Origin of the sequence: Phycicoccus flavus, from assembly GCF_004025965.2 — a bacterium.
GTDB classification, from domain to species: Bacteria; Actinomycetota; Actinomycetes; order Actinomycetales; family Dermatophilaceae; genus Phycicoccus; species Phycicoccus flavus.
The window spans coordinates 25,630-41,278 of record NZ_SAYU02000033.1; the positions used below are offsets into that span (position 1 = coordinate 25,630).

The following is a 15,649-nucleotide window of genomic DNA, read 5'->3' on the forward strand; positions in this document are numbered from 1 at the left end:
ACCGACGAGGAGGCCAGCCGAGACTGGAGCAGCGTCGACCCCACCGCACCCGGCCCGGGCGAGGGCTACCCATTGCTCGTCGTGCACGGCGGGCGGGACCCCTTGGTGTCGGACGAGCTGGTGCAGGCGGTACTGCATGCCGCGCCGACCGCGGAGCGCGAGTTGGTCGTCTTCTCCGACGGCGACCACTGCGTCTACAACCACCGCGAGGACCGGGACGACCTCGTGGCCGACTGGATGCGCGCGCGGCTGGTGCGCGCGGCGCGGACTGAGGAAAGGGCCGATCGAGATGGAGCACGATGTCGAGATCGTCGACGCACAGATCCACCTCTGGCAGGGCGGGGGCGCGCCGCAGCATCATCGCCAGACCCCCTTCCTCGTCGAGGAGGCGCTGGCCGAGATGGATACCGCCGGGGTCGACCGTGCCCTGAACTGCCCCGCCATCTGGGACCCGAGAGCCAACGACTATGCCGCCGAGGTCGCCGCCCAGCAGCCGGACCGTATCGCCTCCTTGGGCTGGTTCCCGCTCGAGGGCGAGCCGGCGCCCCGGGAGGTCGACCGGCTCATGGAACGCCCTGGGATGCTCGGGCTGCGCTTCGTACTGGCCATGCCCGACCTCGCCGAGCGGCTTGCCACCGGGGACCTGGACTGGGTGTGGGAGAGAGCCGACGAGCTCGAGCTGCCCGTCGCCCTCATGGTCCACCCGGCCCAGATCCCACTCGTCGGCGACATCGCCACTCGGTTCCCGGCGACCCGACTGGTCGTCGACCACCTGGGTGTTCTGCCGTTCCTGGGCTTGCCCGAGGCTGCCGCGCACCTCGACACCCTGCTCAAGCTCGCCCAGCGGCCGAACGTGGCCGTCAAGGCGAGCGGCGTCCCGAGCATGGCGACCGATCTTTACCCCTTCGAGAGCACCCACGAGGTGCTGCGTCGCACGCTCGACGCCTTCGGCCCGGAGCGCGTCTTCTGGGGGAGCGACATCACCCGGATGCCCTGTAGCTGGCGTGAGTGCGTCACGGCTTTCGCCGAGGAGCTGCCATGGCTCGCCGGGGACGACCTCGCACTCGTCATGGGTCGGGCCGTGCGGCGCTGGGTCGGCTGGCTCTGAGGCCACGCGCAGCGACCGAGAAACGGTCCGCGACCAGGATATTTCGAACACAAGTTATCTGTGATGACCAGGGCAAAGGGGCGTGCACGATGAACGAGACGATCAATACACGAAGCGGCTCGGGTGGGCAGCCTGTCCCCGAGGCGTCGGACGACGACGCGCACCCCACGGACGTCGAGGTGCTGATCGTCGGTGCGGGCCCGGCCGGACTCGTCTTGGCCTGCGACCTGCAGCGCCGCGACGTACGGCACCGGATCGTGAGCGCCGCCGCCGGAGGTTTCGAGGGCTCGCGGGCCAAAGGAGTTCAGCCGCGGACCTGCGAGGTCCTGGACGACCTGGGCGCGCTCGCTGACATCGAGGCGCACAGCACGCTCTATCCGAAGCTCGGAATCCACCTCGGACCGGTCACCCTCCCCAAGACGATGATCAAGCACCACGCGGCCTCCGAGGACGTTCCTCATCCGAACACCCTGCTCGTCGCGCAGTACGACACCGACGCCGCCCTGCGCCGCCGGCTCGCCGAACTCGGCGGCGGGGTCCATCACGGCGTCCGACTGGTCGGCCACTCGCAAGAGGACCGTGGGGTCCTCGCCGACCTCGAGCACGCCGACGGCCGGCTCGAGAGGGTGCGGGCGCGCTACCTCGTGGGAGCGGACGGGGGCGGCAGCACCGTCCGCTCCGGCGCGGGCATCGAGTTCCCGGGAACGACGGACGAGAGTGACCGGATGGTCGTCGCCGACCTCACCCTGAGCGGGCTGTCCCGGAACCGCTGGCACATCTGGCCCCGGCACGCCGGACGATTCATGGCCCTGTGTCCTCTGCCCGACGGAAGGTTCCAGCTCATGCTCAAGCTGCGCCCCGACGAGAGCGCAGACGTAGATCAGGCCACGGTGCGGCGCATGGTCGAGGACTTCGTGGGGAAGGCCGACATCGCCATCGAGGAGGTGCACTGGTCCTCGGTTTGGCGTCCCAACATCCGTCTTGCGCGGCGCTACCGTCACGGTGACGTCCTCCTCGTCGGGGATGCCGCACATGTCCACCCCCCCACCGGTGCGCAGGGCATGAACACCGGAATCCAGGACGCCTACAACCTCGGCTGGAAGCTGGCCCAGGTGCTCGCGGGAGCTCCCGACGCGTTGCTGGATTCCTACGAGACCGAGCGGCAGCCCGTCGCGGCCCGCGTCCTTGGGCTGTCCAGCGAGATCTACGCGAGCATGAGCAGCCGTCCGCTCGCCGGTGCCTCCCGCGGGGACGAGGAGCGCCAGCTGCGCCTGAGCTACAAGGGTGGCCCGCTGGCGGGGAAGGGAGCGGCCACTGGCCGCCTGGTCGCCGGGGACCGCGCCCCCGACGCCGTCTATGTCGACGACCGAGGACGCCACGGGCGGCTGCACCGGGCATTTCGTGGGCCGCACTTCACCCTTCTCGCTCTGGGCGCGGAGGCCGGTGCGGCGGTCGCCGGGCTGGACTTCCCGCGGGCGGGTGCGCAGGTCGTGACCGTCCTGGTGCCGGAGCCGAGCAGCGCGCTCCGGAGCGTCTACGGCATGCCGGGATCAGGGCTGGTTCTGGTCCGGCCGGACGGCTACATCGGTGTGGTTGCGCCGACGCCGCTCCCGGGCTCGAAGTCCGGCGACGAGGCGTGGACGGCCGTCCAGCACTTTCTCGCTCTGGTCTCGCCCCCTTCCGTTCGATGACGCCACGCGGCCGTAGCCCGGTACGTCGGGAGGCTCTATGTGGCCGCAAACTCGCAGCAGACCTCTGGAGGGCACGGCGATGTCCAAGGTCGCGTGAACGGCCGAGCCGACGGTCGCGCGTCCGGGATCCGGGGAGTTCCTTCACGCTGTCCAAAACGCAGCGGGCGCCCGGCTCAGCCGTGTCGTGCCCCGGTGCGCCCCTCGCGGCCTCGCGGGAAGTGGCAAGGAGTACGCGTCCCGCGGGGAGCTGTGCTTCAAGGTCGTCGTGGTGCCCATCGGTCAGCCCTGGGTGAGGGCGACGAGGTCACCATTGCCGGTCGTGACGATCCTGCTCGCGCATGCCTCGGAGAGATTGCGGCGTTCGTCGGGGGTCCACTCGTCGTGGGTGTCGGCCGGGACATTCCGATGAGGCGGATGACGGCGGCGTCGTTGGGACGGGATCCCGACGACGGAGCGGCGTTGGTTCTCCGGGCCCAGCCGGTCCGGTGGGTTAGCGCACCAGAACGTGCGCCAGTGTTCGCGTGGGGACGATTCGAAGATGAGGACCTCGCCCTTGCCGGCGTCCGTGACCGGGCCGACTGCGGGTCCAAGGATGCGTCGGTGACCGCTGCCGGTTGATCACCCCGGCCACACGGTGCCGCGCCACTGCGGCACCGAGGCGGTGGCACACTTCACATGTCACCACTTCGGTTCAGTGAGAGGCCCGCCATGCCATTGGTCAGGATCGACATCAACGAGGGTCGTAGCGCCGACGAGCTACGTCGCCTCGCGGACACCGTCCAGGACTGTGTCGTCGACGCCTTCGAAGTGCCCGCCGATGACCGCTACCAGATCGTCACGCAGCATGCGTTGGGTCAGATGATCATCCTGGACACCGGTCTCGGGTTCGAGCGCACCGAGCGGGCCGTCGTGGTGCACATCTTCACCAGCCCACGCACTCCCGACATGAAGAAGCGGCTTTACAGCCTTCTGGCCGAACGACTACAGGACCGCACCGGCCTGGACCCCCAAGACCTCTTCGTCTCGATCATGACCAACGGGACGGATGACTGGAGCTTCGGCAACGGCGAAGCCCAGTACCTGGTGGGTCGACTGTGAAGGTCTCGCCCTGATTGCGATGTGATCTGGTCTTCTCCGTCGCAGACGGCTTGGCATCTCGCTGACCCGTCGACACCAACACGACCGTCGATCTCATCAAGGGGACCGTGGCGATCCGGTGTCTGTGCTGACCAAGAACCGGAGCGGAAGCACGAATGGGCGACGCCATCGCCGACCTCATCGGGCCGGACATCCGCAACCCTGCGGCCACGTCCCGGCCGGTCAATGACGACCTCGGTGCGCCACCTGAACGGGTCGGGGACGTGTAAACCGACGAAGACGCGTGATGTTGCCCCTTGACGGACGCTCCGCGATCGCCCACACTCGTCGTCAACGGTTCGGAGTCGAACCGGTTCGACGAAGAACGGGAGGTGCGGCGTGGCGACGATCGAGGACGTTGCCCGGCAGGCGGGCGTCTCCCGGAGCACGGTGTCGTACGCCTTGTCCGGCAAGCGCACCATCTCCTCCGACACCCGGCGTCGGGTGCAGCAGGCGATCAGCGACCTCGGGTTCACCCCGAACGCCGGGGCGCGGGCCCTGGCCACCTCGCAGACCATGGTCCTCGGCCTCCTGCTGCAGTTCCACCAGGACGAGTTCGCACCGGCGATGCTCCAGTACGTCCTCCCCATCTCCATGCAGGCCCGCGAGCTCGGCTACGACATCCTCATGGTCACCGACCCCGACGGCCCGTCGGCGATCCACCGCATCGCCGACTCGCACATGGTCGACGGCATCGTCCTGCTCGACGTCACCGCGGACGACCCGCGGCTCGAGGCGTTGCGAGCGGTCTCCAAGCCCGGTGTCCTGCTGGGCCTGGCCCGCGACACCCGCGGTCTGGACATCGTCGACCTCGACTTCGGCGAGGCCGCCCGGATGCTCGTGGACCACCTGCAGGAGCGCGGCCACCGCGAGCTGCTGCTGATCGCCCCGCCCCAGCACGTCGTCGACCGCGGCGGCTCGTACGCCTGGCGGTTCCGGGACGCCGCCGTGGAGCGGGCGGCCCGGTACGGTCTGCAGATCCACGTGTACCACGGCGAGTCCCGGCAGCCGGCCATCGCCGAGTCCGTGCACGCCGTCCTGGACGCCCACCCCGGCGCCACCGGTCTCATCGTCCACAACGACGCCACCATCGCCGCCCTCCCTCCCATCCTGCGCGAGCGCGGCGTCCGGGTCCCCGACGACCTCAGTGTCGTCAGCCTCTACTCCCGGGACTTCGGCGAGGAGTTCTCCCTGCCGTACACCGCCGTCGAGTCCGCAGCCGACGACCTCGGCCGGCAGGCGGTCTCGCGGCTCATCGCCCGCATCGCTTCAGCGGCCGACGCGGGCCCACCCATCCTCCGGTTCGTGGCACCCGTGTTGCGGGACCGAGGTAGCACCCGGTAGGCCACGGCCGTCGCCCCAGCACGGCTCTCACGACGGCACTGTCGAACCGGTTCAACACCAACGCAATCGCTCTCACAACGACGTGGAAGGACACGCAATGAACACCACCCGCACGGTCCGGCGATCCGCCGCCCTCCTCCTCGTGGCCGCGCTGTCGACGACGGTCGCGGCCTGCGGCTCCGACGACTCCGCGAGCTCCGGCGGTGGCTCGTCCGCAGCCGTGACGAACATCGGCTTCTGGGACCCCTACCCCCAGTACGACGACAGCAGCGACTGGGCGAAGTACGTCCAGGCGTGCGCCCCCGAGGGTGCCACCATCACCCGGACGGCCGCGCCGAACACCGACCTCATCAACAACCTCACGACCGCGGTCAAGGAGGACAACGCGCCCGAGGTCGTGTTCCTGGACAACCCGGCGGTGCCCGAGGCCTCCGCGTCCGGTCTGCTCGTCCCGATCGACGAGGTCGGGATCGCCGCCTCGGACGCGGACCCGAACCTCGCCGGCCCCGGCACCGTCGACGGCAAGACCTACGGCGTGCCCCTCGGCGCGAACACTCTCGGCCTCTACTACAACGAGAAGGTGCTGAAGGACGCGGGCGTCGACCCCTCGGGCATCACCGACTGGGCGAGCCTGAACGCGGCGCTGGAGAAGGTCACCGGCGCCGGCCACAAGGGCATCACCTTCGCCGGCATCCCGGGCGAGGAGGGGACCTTCCAGTTCCTTCCGTGGTTCTGGGGCGCGGGCGCGAACCTCAAGGACATCGGCTCGCCGGAGGCCGTGGCGGCCGGCCAGCTGGTCTCGGACTGGATCGGCAAGGGCTACGCCCCGAAGTCGGCCATCACCGACAACCAGTCGGCCTCCTGGGACCTCTTCCTCACCGGTGACTACGGCTTCGCTGAGAACGGGTCGTGGTTCGCCAAGTCCGCGGCGGATGAGAAGTTCCCGATCGCGATGATGCCGATCCCCGCGAAGGACGGCGGCGCTGCCCCGGTCCCGACCGGTGGCGAGTTCGGTGTGGTGCCGCTGCACAAGGAGAACGCGCAGGCGCACTATGCCGCCGCGAAGGCCGTCATCGACTGCCTGCTCAGCTCGGACAACCAGGTGAAGACCGACAACATGCTCGGCTACTTCACCGCCAACCAGGAGACTCGCACGGAGCAGATCGCCGCCGAGCCGGTCTACACGAGCTGGACCGACGCCATCGACAACGCACAGGGCCGCACGACGGACCTGGGGACCGCGTACCTGCAGACCTCTGCGGCCCTGTCCAAGGCCGAGCAGGCGGCGCTCAACGCCGCCGGCGACGCCGGCCAGGTGAAGTCCGCGTTCGAGGCGGCGGCGCAGGAGACCCAGGGCTGAGGACCGTCCGGGACGGGCGGGCGCCCTGTACCACCAGCCCGTCCCGGACCCCCCACCGAGGAGGTATGGAGCAGTGAGCAGGAACTCCGCAGCAACGCCGACGCTGGAGCGCCGGGCCACGCGCGCGGCCGCGGCCGACCGGGTCGCGGACGCCGCCGGCGACCGGCCACGCCGCCGCCGCCGCCGGTGGGCCGGCGTCGCCTTCGTCGCCCCGCTCGTCGTCTACCTCGTCGTGTTCTACGCCTACCCGCTCGTCGAGAACGTGTCGATGAGCCTGCACCGCTTCACCCGGGCGACGTACATCACCGGTGAGGCCCCCTACGTGGGCACCGAGATCTACCGCGAGGTGCTGACCGCCCCGGCGTTCGTCCCGACCGTGCAGCAGACGGCGGTCTTCGTCGTCGGCTCGCTGGTCTTCCAGTACGTCATCGGGCTCGGCCTGGCGGTGTTCTTCCACCGGCACTTCCCGCTGTCGATCGTCCTGCGCGGCCTCTTCCTCGTCCCGTGGTTGCTGCCGATCATCGTCTCGGCGACGACCTGGCAGTGGATGATGGACGCCGACTCCGGCATCCTCAACCGTTTCTTGGGGCTGTTCGGGCTCGACCCGGTGTGGTGGCTCGGCGCGGACAACTCGCTGTGGGCGGTGACCATCGCGAACATCTGGCTCGGCATCCCGTTCAACCTCGTCATCCTCTACTCCGGCCTGCAGAACATCCCTGCCGATCTGTACGAGGCCGCCGCGCTCGACGGTGCCGGAGCCTGGCGCCGGTTCGTCTCCATCACGCTGCCGCTGCTGCGCCCGGTCAGCGCCATCACGCTGCTCCTCGGGTTCGTCTACACCCTCAAGGTCGTCGACATCATCTGGATCACGACGACGGGCACCGGCACGTCGCAGACGCTCGCCACCTGGGCCTACGGCATGGCCTTCGGGAAGGGCACCTCCGCCGTCATCCGCTACTCGGAGGCCTCCGTGGTCGGCACGATCTTGCTCGTCCTGGCCCTCGTCATGGGGGTCGTCTACCTCGTCGTACAGCGCCGGGACCAGGAGGCATGAGATGACCGACAGCCCCCGCACCTGGTGGAAGACCGGCGTCGGCCTGGTCCTCACCGCGCTCATGCTCTTCCCGCTCTACTGGATGGTCAACGTCTCGCTCACCCGGCGCAGCGCCATTCGCAGCGGTGACCTCTACCCGCGCGCGTTCACGCTCGACAACTACCGCCTGGTGCTCCAGGACCAGCTGCCCTACCTCGGGACCAGCCTCGTGGTCGGCCTCGGGACGGTGCTGCTCACCCTGCTCGTCTCGGCCCCCGCGGGCTACGCCCTGTCCTCGCTGTTCGTCCCCGGACGGCGAGCGCTGAACTTCTGCCTCATCGTCGCCCAGATGATCCCCGCAGTGGTCATGGCCCTTGGCTTCTACACGGTCTACACCGACCTCGGCGTCCTGGACACCCTGCCCGGGCTGGTCGTCGCCGACTCCACGGTCGCCATCCCGTTCGGGGTCATGCTCTTCTCGGCCTTCATGGCCGGCATCCCGCGCGAGCTGCTCAACGCCGCGGCCGTCGACGGCGCGAACACCTGGGTGACCTTCACCCGGGTCGTCCTGCCGATCTCCCGCAACTCGGCTGTCACGGTGGCGCTGTTCGCGTTCCTCTGGGCCTGGTCGGACTTCATATTCGCCTCCACCCTGAACCGCGAGGGCGGGAAGCTGCGCCCGATCACGATGGGTCTCTACGACTACATCGGGTCGCAGAACCAGGAGTGGGGCGCCCTCATGGCGACCGCTGTCGCCGCCTCGATCCCCACCGCCATCCTGCTCGTCGTCGCGCAGCGGTACGTCGCCGCCGGCGTGACCGCGGGCGCCGTCAAGGACTGACCCGAAGGACCCCATGACCATCCCCGACACCACCCTGCTGCCCGGCGACCGCGCCCGCGAGACCGCCGACGACCTCACCTTCGACGTCCGGGAGATCCCGTTCTCGCGGCGCGGCTCCTGGCTGGACCTCTCACCCGTTGTCGCGCTGCACACCCACAGCGACCTCGTGCACCTGGTCTCGCACCGCAACGGCTTCCACGGTGTCCTCGCGCTGGCCCCCGAGCGGGACGGCGTGCCGGTCGAAGCGACATGGTCCGCCGACCCCGGCGTGTTCCGCTGGTCGGACGGCGACGCCACGGTGGAGGCCGCCTTCGACGGGGCCGACGCAGTGCGGCTGCGGGGGTCGGGACTCGGGCTGCGACTCTCGGACGCCGCCGCCGCGCTCACGCCCTTCACCGGGACCTACCTCTTCACCGACCCGGTGGACGACGCCCTCGTCTTCACCAGCTACGAGACCGGGCACCGCTACCGGGTCTCGGTACTGTCCGGGGCCTCCATCGTCGAAGGTAGCGAGGCGCTCGGGCAGGCGACCCGCGCGGTGACCCTGGGCGCCGACGGCGGCTGGTGGGAGGCTGAGGTGCGCGAGTCGACCTCGCAGACAACGATCCCCTCCCCGCTCCGGACCTTCGAGCAGGTCGTCGCGGACTCGCGGGCGGACTTCGCCGCCTACCTCGAGGACCTCGCGCCGTGGCGGGACGCCCGGACCCCGGCCGCCGGCCGCGCGGCCTACGTGCTGTGGTCGGCGACGGTGGCGCCCAGCGGTCTGATGACCCGCGAGTCGGTGCTCATGTCCAAGCACTGGATGGACAAGCTGTGGAGCTGGGACCACTGCTTCAACGCCCTCGCCCTGGCCCCGGGTCGCCCGGACGCCGCGGTCGACCAGCTGCTCGCGCCCTTCGACCATCAGGACGACCGCGGGGCGCTGCCGGACTCGCTGACCCACACCGAGGTCCTCTACAACTACGTCAAGCCGCCGATCCACGGCTGGGCGCTGCGCCGGCTGCGGGCAACCGCGGCGCGCCCCCTGTCCCGCCCCGAGCTCGACCGCATCCACGACGGCCTGGTCCGGTGGACCCGGTTCTGGCTGGACTCACGACGCCGGCCCGGGCACGTGCTGCCGTACTACCAGCACGGCAACGACAGCGGCTGGGACAACTCGACCACCTTCGACCTCGACCGCGTCATCGAGGCCCCGGACCTCGCGGGCTTCCTCGTCGTGCAGCTCGACGTCCTCGCCGACCTCTCCGACGAGCTCGGCCACCCGTCGGCGGCGTGGCGTGAGACCCGGGACGAGGTGCTCGAGGTCATGCTGGAAGGGCTGTGGACCGGCGAGGAGTTCGTCGCCGTCGGTGCGCTGAGCGGGCGGCCCAGCACGGTCACCAGCCTCCTCAACCTGCTGCCGCTCGTCCTCGGCGAGCGCCTGCCGCGTGAGGTCCGCGACCTGCTGGCCACCCGGCTGGAGGGCCACCTCACCGAGTACGGGCCCGCGACGGAGCCGGTGAACTCGCCGCTGTACGAGGACGACGGCTACTGGCGCGGTCCGATCTGGGCCCCGTCGACCGCCCTCATCGAAGACGGCCTGCGCGCGAGCGGGTTCCCCGACCTTGCCGACACGGTGAGCGCGCGGTTCCGGGCCCTGTGCGAGCGGTCCGGCTTCGCCGAGAACTTCGACGCGCGAACCGGCGCCGGGCTACGCGACCGCGCCTACACCTGGACCGCAGCCGTGTACCTGACCCTGGCTGCCGACCACGCACGCCGCACCCCCTAACTGCTACGGCCCGGTCATGGGCCGCCCACCCCGATCCACGGAAGGCGCCGACCCGGCGCACACCGGAGCTGCAAAGGAGCACTCGATGTCATCACCCCCTTCCAGACTTGTCCATCGAACCGGTTCACCACTGGTGGCGGCCGCCGTCGTTGCCCTGCTGGCCACCAGCACCGGTGCTACGCCGGCCTCGGCGGCCCCTACCGCCGTCGACGTGCCTGGCCCGGTCGTGCACTACGCCTTCGACGACGACCCAGCGACGGGCATCATCGCCGACGACTCCGGTAACGGCCTCGATGGCACCCTCGTCAACGGCGCCACCGCCAGCAGGGTCGCCGGTGACGCGGACGGTGACGCCTTGCGTCTGCCCGGCGGCTCGTCGTCCTCGAACGGCGCCTACGTGCGCGTTCCCAAGGGCGTGCTGGACGGCCGGTCCAGCGTCACCGTCACCGCACGGGTCAGCTGGGACGGCACCGGCGGTTCGTGGCAGCGGATCTTCGACCTGGGACGCGGCACGAACCGCTATCTCTTCACCACTCCCTCCAACGGCAGCGTCCTGCGCACCGCCGTGACGACGAACTCTGCGGGTGCCGAGGCGCAGAACTCCGGCTACGCCCCCTTGCCCGCCACGTCTTGGAAGACCGTCGCCGTCACTCTCGACACCGACGCCGACCGTGTCACGACGTACCTCGATGGGGCCGCCGTAGCCTCGGCGACGACCACAGCGACCGCCGCGCAGCTCGTGGAGGGCGCGACCTCGTCCGGGTTCCTCGGCAAGTCGATGTACCCCGACCCGCTGTTCTCGGGAGCACTCGACGACTTCGCGGTCTACGGGTCCGCACTCACGCCGCAGCAGATCGCCGCCGCGACGGGGGTGACCCCGCCCACCGCCGGATCGCCGACCAGGACCGAGTTCGAGGTGCAGACCACCATCGGCACCGCCCCGGCGCTGCCGGCATCGGTCCGCACGTCCTACAGCGACGGTTATGACCGGAACGTGCCGATCGTCTGGGAGTCGGTGGACCCCGCCCGCTACGCCCAGCGCGGCACCTTCACCGTCGCCGGGGACGCCGCGGGCACGGCCGTCACCGCCACCGTCCGGGTGATCCGCGAAGGCGAGATCAGCATCGACCTCGGCACCGACACCGGTCCCTTCAAGGGCGGCGCTGCGGGCGCGCTCTACGGCCTCTACGACGACGGCATGCCCACCGACAACCTCATCGACGGGTTCGGATTGCAGACCAACGCCACCAAGGGCCAGGACGGCGCGCAGCACCCGGGCTCGGACGCCCTCGAGGTGCTGAAGCCGCTCGCCCGCACCACGAACGGCGACATCTACATCCGCCCGACGGACTACTACCGCGGCTTCCCCTACCAGTGGCCGGGCGACACCCCGCAGGCCCGTCTGGACGACTACTTCCGCGTCCTGCAGACCCAGCTGGACCAGGTCAAGGCCGTCATCGAGCAGAACCCGGACCTGGCCGACAACATCGTCATCGAGCCCTTCAACGAGCCCGAGGGCAACATGTTCGGCACCGGCCGGTGGAGCTACAACGGCACCAGCTGGCTCAACAACCCCACCGACTACTTCGCCGCGTGGGACAAGGCCCAGGCCATGATCAAGAAGGAGCTGCCGGACACGCCGGTCGCCGGGCCCAATACCAGCGTTCTCTTCAACCAGGTCAAGGGCTTCCTCCAGCACACGAAGGACGCCGGTACCGCGCCGGACATCATCACTTGGCACGAGCTGAGCAACCCCGCCTCGGTGCGCACATCCGTCGATCGTCTGAGGGGCTGGGAGGACGAGGTCTTCGGCACCGGCACCGACCGTCCCATCAACATCGACGAGTACGCGTTCAACTACCACACCTCCGTCCCGGGCCAGATGATCCAGTGGATCTCTGCCTTCGAGGACAAGAAGGTCGACGGGATGATCGCGTTCTGGAACCTCAACGGGAACCTCAACGACTCGGCCGTTCAGACCAACCGCGGCAACGGCCAGTGGTGGCTGTACAACGCGTACTCCCGGATGACCGGGCACACCGTGAAGGTGACCCCGCCGCAGCCGAACACCAGCTACACGCTGCAGGGTGTCGCGACGCTCGATCCCGACAAGAACCTCGCGCAAGCCATCGTCGGCGGCAAGAGCGGCCCTTCGCTCGTGGCCTTCGACCACGTCGCGGCAGCGATGGGCGAGCAGGTGCGGGTGACCGTCGAGGAGATCCCCTGGACCGGCCAGATCGGCGACTCGCCGGAACCCCGCCACGTCGCTGAGCTCACCGTCCCCGTGACCAACGGCTCGGTGGCGCTGGACTTCGGCGGTGACGCGCTGCCGACCCTCACCGAGTCCTCGGCCTACCGGATCCTCGTGTCACCGGCCGGCGTCGGGACCTCGACCTCGGTCGCACCGATGCTCTGGCAGAAGTCGTACGAGGCCGAGGCCGCGAGCCACACCGGTGGCCCGTACTACCTCAACGGCCCGGAGGGCAGCCCGAGCAACGTCAGCGGCTTCTACACCTCGGGACGACGCGACGTCGGCGCCCTGCGCACCGACTCCGACCTCACCCTCGACTTCTCCGTGGACGCACCGCAGGACGGCACGTACGACCTGCAGGTCTTCTCCAGCACCCTCAACACCTTCGCCTCGGTGCAGGAGCAGGGGCCGACGAACGTCTTCGTGCGGGTCGATGGTGGCCAGGAGCAGGAGATTCACCTGCCGCTGGCCTACAAGTGGGTGGTCTGGGACCACGCCGACACCACCGTCGACCTCACCGAGGGGACCCACACCATCTCGCTGTCGGTCCAGAGCAAGGACGGGACGAGGCACACGACCGGCGACGCCATCGTCGACCGGATCGTCCTCGGTCTGCCGAACCCGGCCGCGGCGGCCTCCGTCTACGAGGGCGAGTACGCCGAGCTCTCCGGCGGTACGACCAGCTGGACGGCCCCCGCAGGGGCGGACGTGTCCGGCCCCGGCGGCGCGACACTCGGGTCCGGCGACACGGCCACCTTCTGGGTGTACGCAGCACATGAGGGCGAGCAGGCATTGGACGTCGACACCGTCGGCACGGCGCGGGGCTCGCTCACCGTCAACGGCCGGGCTGTCCGGTACCTGAAGGACGGCACCGCCCGGGCCTACCTCGAGGGCGGCGTCAACAAGGTCGTCGTCACCGGGACGGCGTGGGTGGACCGGCTGGTCGTCGCCCCCGACGTCAGCTGGCTCCCGCGCAGCTACGAGGCCGAGGATGCGCGCCTGGGCGGCGATGCCCACGTCTCCGACCTCGACCTCGCCAGCGGCGGCCAGGCCGTGGAGGGCGTCGGCGGTGAGCCGGGCAACGACAACACGCTCACCTTCGACGTCACCGCGGACTCCGCGGGGACCTACGCGATGACGCTGCGGTTCTCCAACCCGGAGCAGGTGCCGGCGACGCACTACAACCCCAACCCGGTCGCCCGGCACGCCGACATCTCGGTCAACGGGAAGCTCGTGCTCCCGCAGACGATGTTCGTTCCGACGTTCCACGAGAACAACTTCTGGGAGCGCACTGTCTATCTGCCCCTGAAGGCCGGGAAGAACACCATCTCCTTCCGCTCGGAGGAGGAGCCCAACTGGGACGGCGAGACCTACGCCTCGGACGTCTGGGGGCCGAAATACCCCGGCCTGATCCTGCGCTCGCCGAACGCCCCGATCATCGACCGCATCGAGATCGCGCCGTTCACGCCGCCGCAGTGGGCGACAGCGACCTCGGTCGGTGCGGTGCTCGCTCGGGACGGCTCGGGTCCCGAGAACGGGCAGTCGGTGAACGGAGAGGACTACGACCTGTTCACCTTCGCCAAGAGCTGGGTGCTGAAGCAGAAGAAGGGCTCGACCCTGGCGCTGCTCGACGACCCGGCGACGTCGGCCACGGTGTTCCTCGTCGACGACACCGCCTTCACGAAGGCCCTGTCGCAGCTGACTGGGGAGAGCCTGCCCAACGAGCGGGCCGCGGCTGGCAAGATCCGGGACCTGCCGGTGGGCCAGGTGGAGCAGCTGCTGCTGGACCACGTGCTGCCCGGCACGACCCTGGTCAGCCGCAACCTGCTCGCCGCCGACGGTGACACGCTGACGACCGCGGGCGGCCACCGCCTCACCGTCTCGGTGCAGGACGGGTCGGTCCGGCTGCTCAGCGCCGACGGTGACGTCGTCGCCGTGGTCGACCCGCAGCGGATGGACGTGAACCTCGGCCAGGTCCAGGTAGCGCACGTCGTCGACCGGCTCATCCGCGTGGGCTGACAACGGCACCACCCCGTAGGCGCCGGCCCTCTTCTTGGGGTCGGCGCCTACGGCTGTCCGGAGTCGTCATCGCGACCAAGGACGGTCTGGGGTACGCCGGGGACTGCTGCACCGATCGGTGACAACTGATCTGTGGTGGTGACGGAGGCGGCTCCCACCAAGGGTTCGTCGCTGAGCGAACTGGTCAGCTACAGATCGAGGACGAGGCGGAGGGCTGCCTCCACGCGCCGGAGCTCGTTGTAGGTCAGGTGGCCCGTGCTGTCACCGAGTCGGCTGGGGTCGACGGCGGTCGTCTGCTCGGCGAGCACCAGCGTGCGCCGGCCGGCGATCAGGACCTCGGGTCTGAAGCTGGCCGGGCGTGCCGAGGTGGAGGTGGGGGCGACCAGCCAGGTCGTGAGCGGGAGTGAGTCGGACTGGACGACGACCGCGTACCTGGTGCGTGCCTGCTCGTGTCCGCGGGCGTCTCGGGGCGCCACCAGCCGGAAGACCTCACCACGCACGCAGGGTCTCCATGTCTCTCAGCACTTGTGCGGCTTCGGCCCGGTCGTGCTCGTCGGCGGCCAGCGCCTCGGCCTCGGCGCGCAGTGCCGTGCGGGCACGGTCACGGGCGGCGTCGATCAGTGCGGCCCGGACCGCGGTGGAGACTGATGTGCCGTCTGCGGTCAGCGCGGCGAGTGCTCGAGCGGCGTCCTCGTCGGGGCGAAAGGTGATCGTGTCGGCCATGCCAGCGAATGTAACACGCAGTGTAAGACAGTTTGGATCTTGGGAATCGGCGAGTGCTGGCCCCGGAATGGCCCCAGAACCTCTCCGCGACATCGGCGGTCCGCCCTGGCGCGACCGCATCCGACCGGTTCCGACACCGGGGAGTCCACCCGGCCTGACCTGCTACGTTCGACCGCAGTGGGTGTCGGCCGTGGGCGTGCCGGGTCGGCTCCAGACACCTGGCCGGCGGTCTACGGATCAGAAGGTTAGGGGTTCGAATCCCTTCGGGCGCGCAGGTGTGATGTCTCAGGACATCGCGGACTCCCCGAACCCTCAGGGTTCGGGGAGTTTCTGGTGTTGGGGTTGGTATCGGCGGGTGGTGTCGAGGGTGAGCT

Annotated in this window: 11 protein-coding genes; 9 read left to right on the forward strand and 2 right to left on the reverse strand. The window is 69.8% G+C overall.

Annotation, left to right across the window (positions count from 1 at the left end):
* Positions 1–289: 289 nt before the first annotated feature.
* The 9 genes from EPD83_RS11200 (at position 290) to EPD83_RS11240 (ending at position 14,552) form a co-directional block, all read left to right on the forward strand.
* Positions 290–1,108, forward strand: a complete 819-nt coding sequence (locus EPD83_RS11200; protein WP_164896066.1) for an amidohydrolase family protein — start codon at positions 290–292, stop codon at positions 1,106–1,108.
* 89 nt (positions 1,109–1,197) lie between these two features.
* Positions 1,198–2,799: an FAD-dependent monooxygenase gene (locus tag EPD83_RS11205; RefSeq protein ID WP_128365227.1), complete on the forward strand. Its 1,602-nt coding sequence runs from the start codon at positions 1,198–1,200 to the stop codon at positions 2,797–2,799.
* 708 nt (positions 2,800–3,507) lie between these two features.
* Positions 3,508–3,897, forward strand: coding sequence for a tautomerase family protein (locus EPD83_RS11210; RefSeq protein ID WP_128365214.1), 390 nt, complete (start codon positions 3,508–3,510; stop codon positions 3,895–3,897).
* 378 nt (positions 3,898–4,275) lie between these two features.
* The gene (locus EPD83_RS11215) at positions 4,276–5,280 is read left to right on the forward strand and encodes a LacI family DNA-binding transcriptional regulator (RefSeq protein ID WP_128365215.1); all 1,005 of its coding nucleotides are present in this window, start codon (positions 4,276–4,278) and stop codon (positions 5,278–5,280) included.
* Positions 5,281–5,377: 97 nt separating this feature from the next.
* Positions 5,378–6,640 carry a sugar ABC transporter substrate-binding protein gene (locus EPD83_RS11220; RefSeq protein WP_128365216.1) on the forward strand — a complete coding sequence of 421 codons (1,263 nt, stop codon included), beginning with the start codon at positions 5,378–5,380 and terminating at the stop codon, positions 6,638–6,640.
* Between the two features lie 73 nt (positions 6,641–6,713).
* Complete coding sequence (locus EPD83_RS11225; protein WP_235950527.1) at positions 6,714–7,694, forward strand: carbohydrate ABC transporter permease; 981 nt, start codon at positions 6,714–6,716, stop codon at positions 7,692–7,694.
* A 1-nt stretch (position 7,695) separates the two neighbouring features.
* Positions 7,696–8,514, forward strand: a complete 819-nt coding sequence (locus EPD83_RS11230) for a carbohydrate ABC transporter permease (protein ID WP_128365217.1) — start codon at positions 7,696–7,698, stop codon at positions 8,512–8,514.
* 13 nt (positions 8,515–8,527) lie between these two features.
* Positions 8,528–10,282, forward strand: coding sequence for an amylo-alpha-1,6-glucosidase (locus tag EPD83_RS11235; RefSeq protein ID WP_128365218.1), 1,755 nt, complete (start codon positions 8,528–8,530; stop codon positions 10,280–10,282).
* Positions 10,283–10,493: 211 nt separating this feature from the next.
* Positions 10,494–14,552: a LamG-like jellyroll fold domain-containing protein gene (locus EPD83_RS11240; protein ID WP_235950529.1), complete on the forward strand. Its 4,059-nt coding sequence runs from the start codon at positions 10,494–10,496 to the stop codon at positions 14,550–14,552.
* A gap of 188 nt (positions 14,553–14,740) precedes the next feature.
* Here EPD83_RS11240 and EPD83_RS11245 read toward each other — a convergent pair whose 3' ends face one another.
* Together EPD83_RS11245 and EPD83_RS11250 are read right to left on the reverse strand one after the other, a co-directional pair.
* On the reverse strand, positions 14,741–15,052 hold the full coding sequence (locus EPD83_RS11245; RefSeq protein ID WP_128365220.1) for a type II toxin-antitoxin system PemK/MazF family toxin: 312 nt from the start codon (positions 15,050–15,052) through the stop codon (positions 14,741–14,743).
* Positions 15,042–15,275 carry a hypothetical protein gene (locus EPD83_RS11250; RefSeq protein ID WP_128365221.1) on the reverse strand — a complete coding sequence of 78 codons (234 nt, stop codon included), beginning with the start codon at positions 15,273–15,275 and terminating at the stop codon, positions 15,042–15,044. The genes EPD83_RS11245 and EPD83_RS11250 overlap by 11 nt, the downstream gene beginning before the upstream one ends.
* Positions 15,276–15,649: the final 374 nt, after the last annotated feature.

Excerpts from the sequence above, each read along its gene's own strand:
- EPD83_RS11200 (WP_164896066.1), top strand. The coding sequence starts at position 290 with ATGGAGCACGATGTCGAGATCGTCGACGCACAGATCCACCTCTGGCAG.
- EPD83_RS11205 (WP_128365227.1), top strand. The coding sequence starts at position 1,198 with ATGAACGAGACGATCAATACACGAAGCGGCTCGGGTGGGCAGCCTGTC.
- EPD83_RS11210 (WP_128365214.1), top strand. The coding sequence starts at position 3,508 with ATGCCATTGGTCAGGATCGACATCAACGAGGGTCGTAGCGCCGACGAG.
- EPD83_RS11220 (WP_128365216.1), top strand. The coding sequence starts at position 5,378 with ATGAACACCACCCGCACGGTCCGGCGATCCGCCGCCCTCCTCCTCGTG.
- EPD83_RS11230 (WP_128365217.1), top strand. The coding sequence starts at position 7,696 with ATGACCGACAGCCCCCGCACCTGGTGGAAGACCGGCGTCGGCCTGGTC.
- EPD83_RS11235 (WP_128365218.1), top strand. The coding sequence starts at position 8,528 with ATGACCATCCCCGACACCACCCTGCTGCCCGGCGACCGCGCCCGCGAG.
- EPD83_RS11250 (WP_128365221.1), bottom strand. The coding sequence starts at position 15,275 with ATGGCCGACACGATCACCTTTCGCCCCGACGAGGACGCCGCTCGAGCA.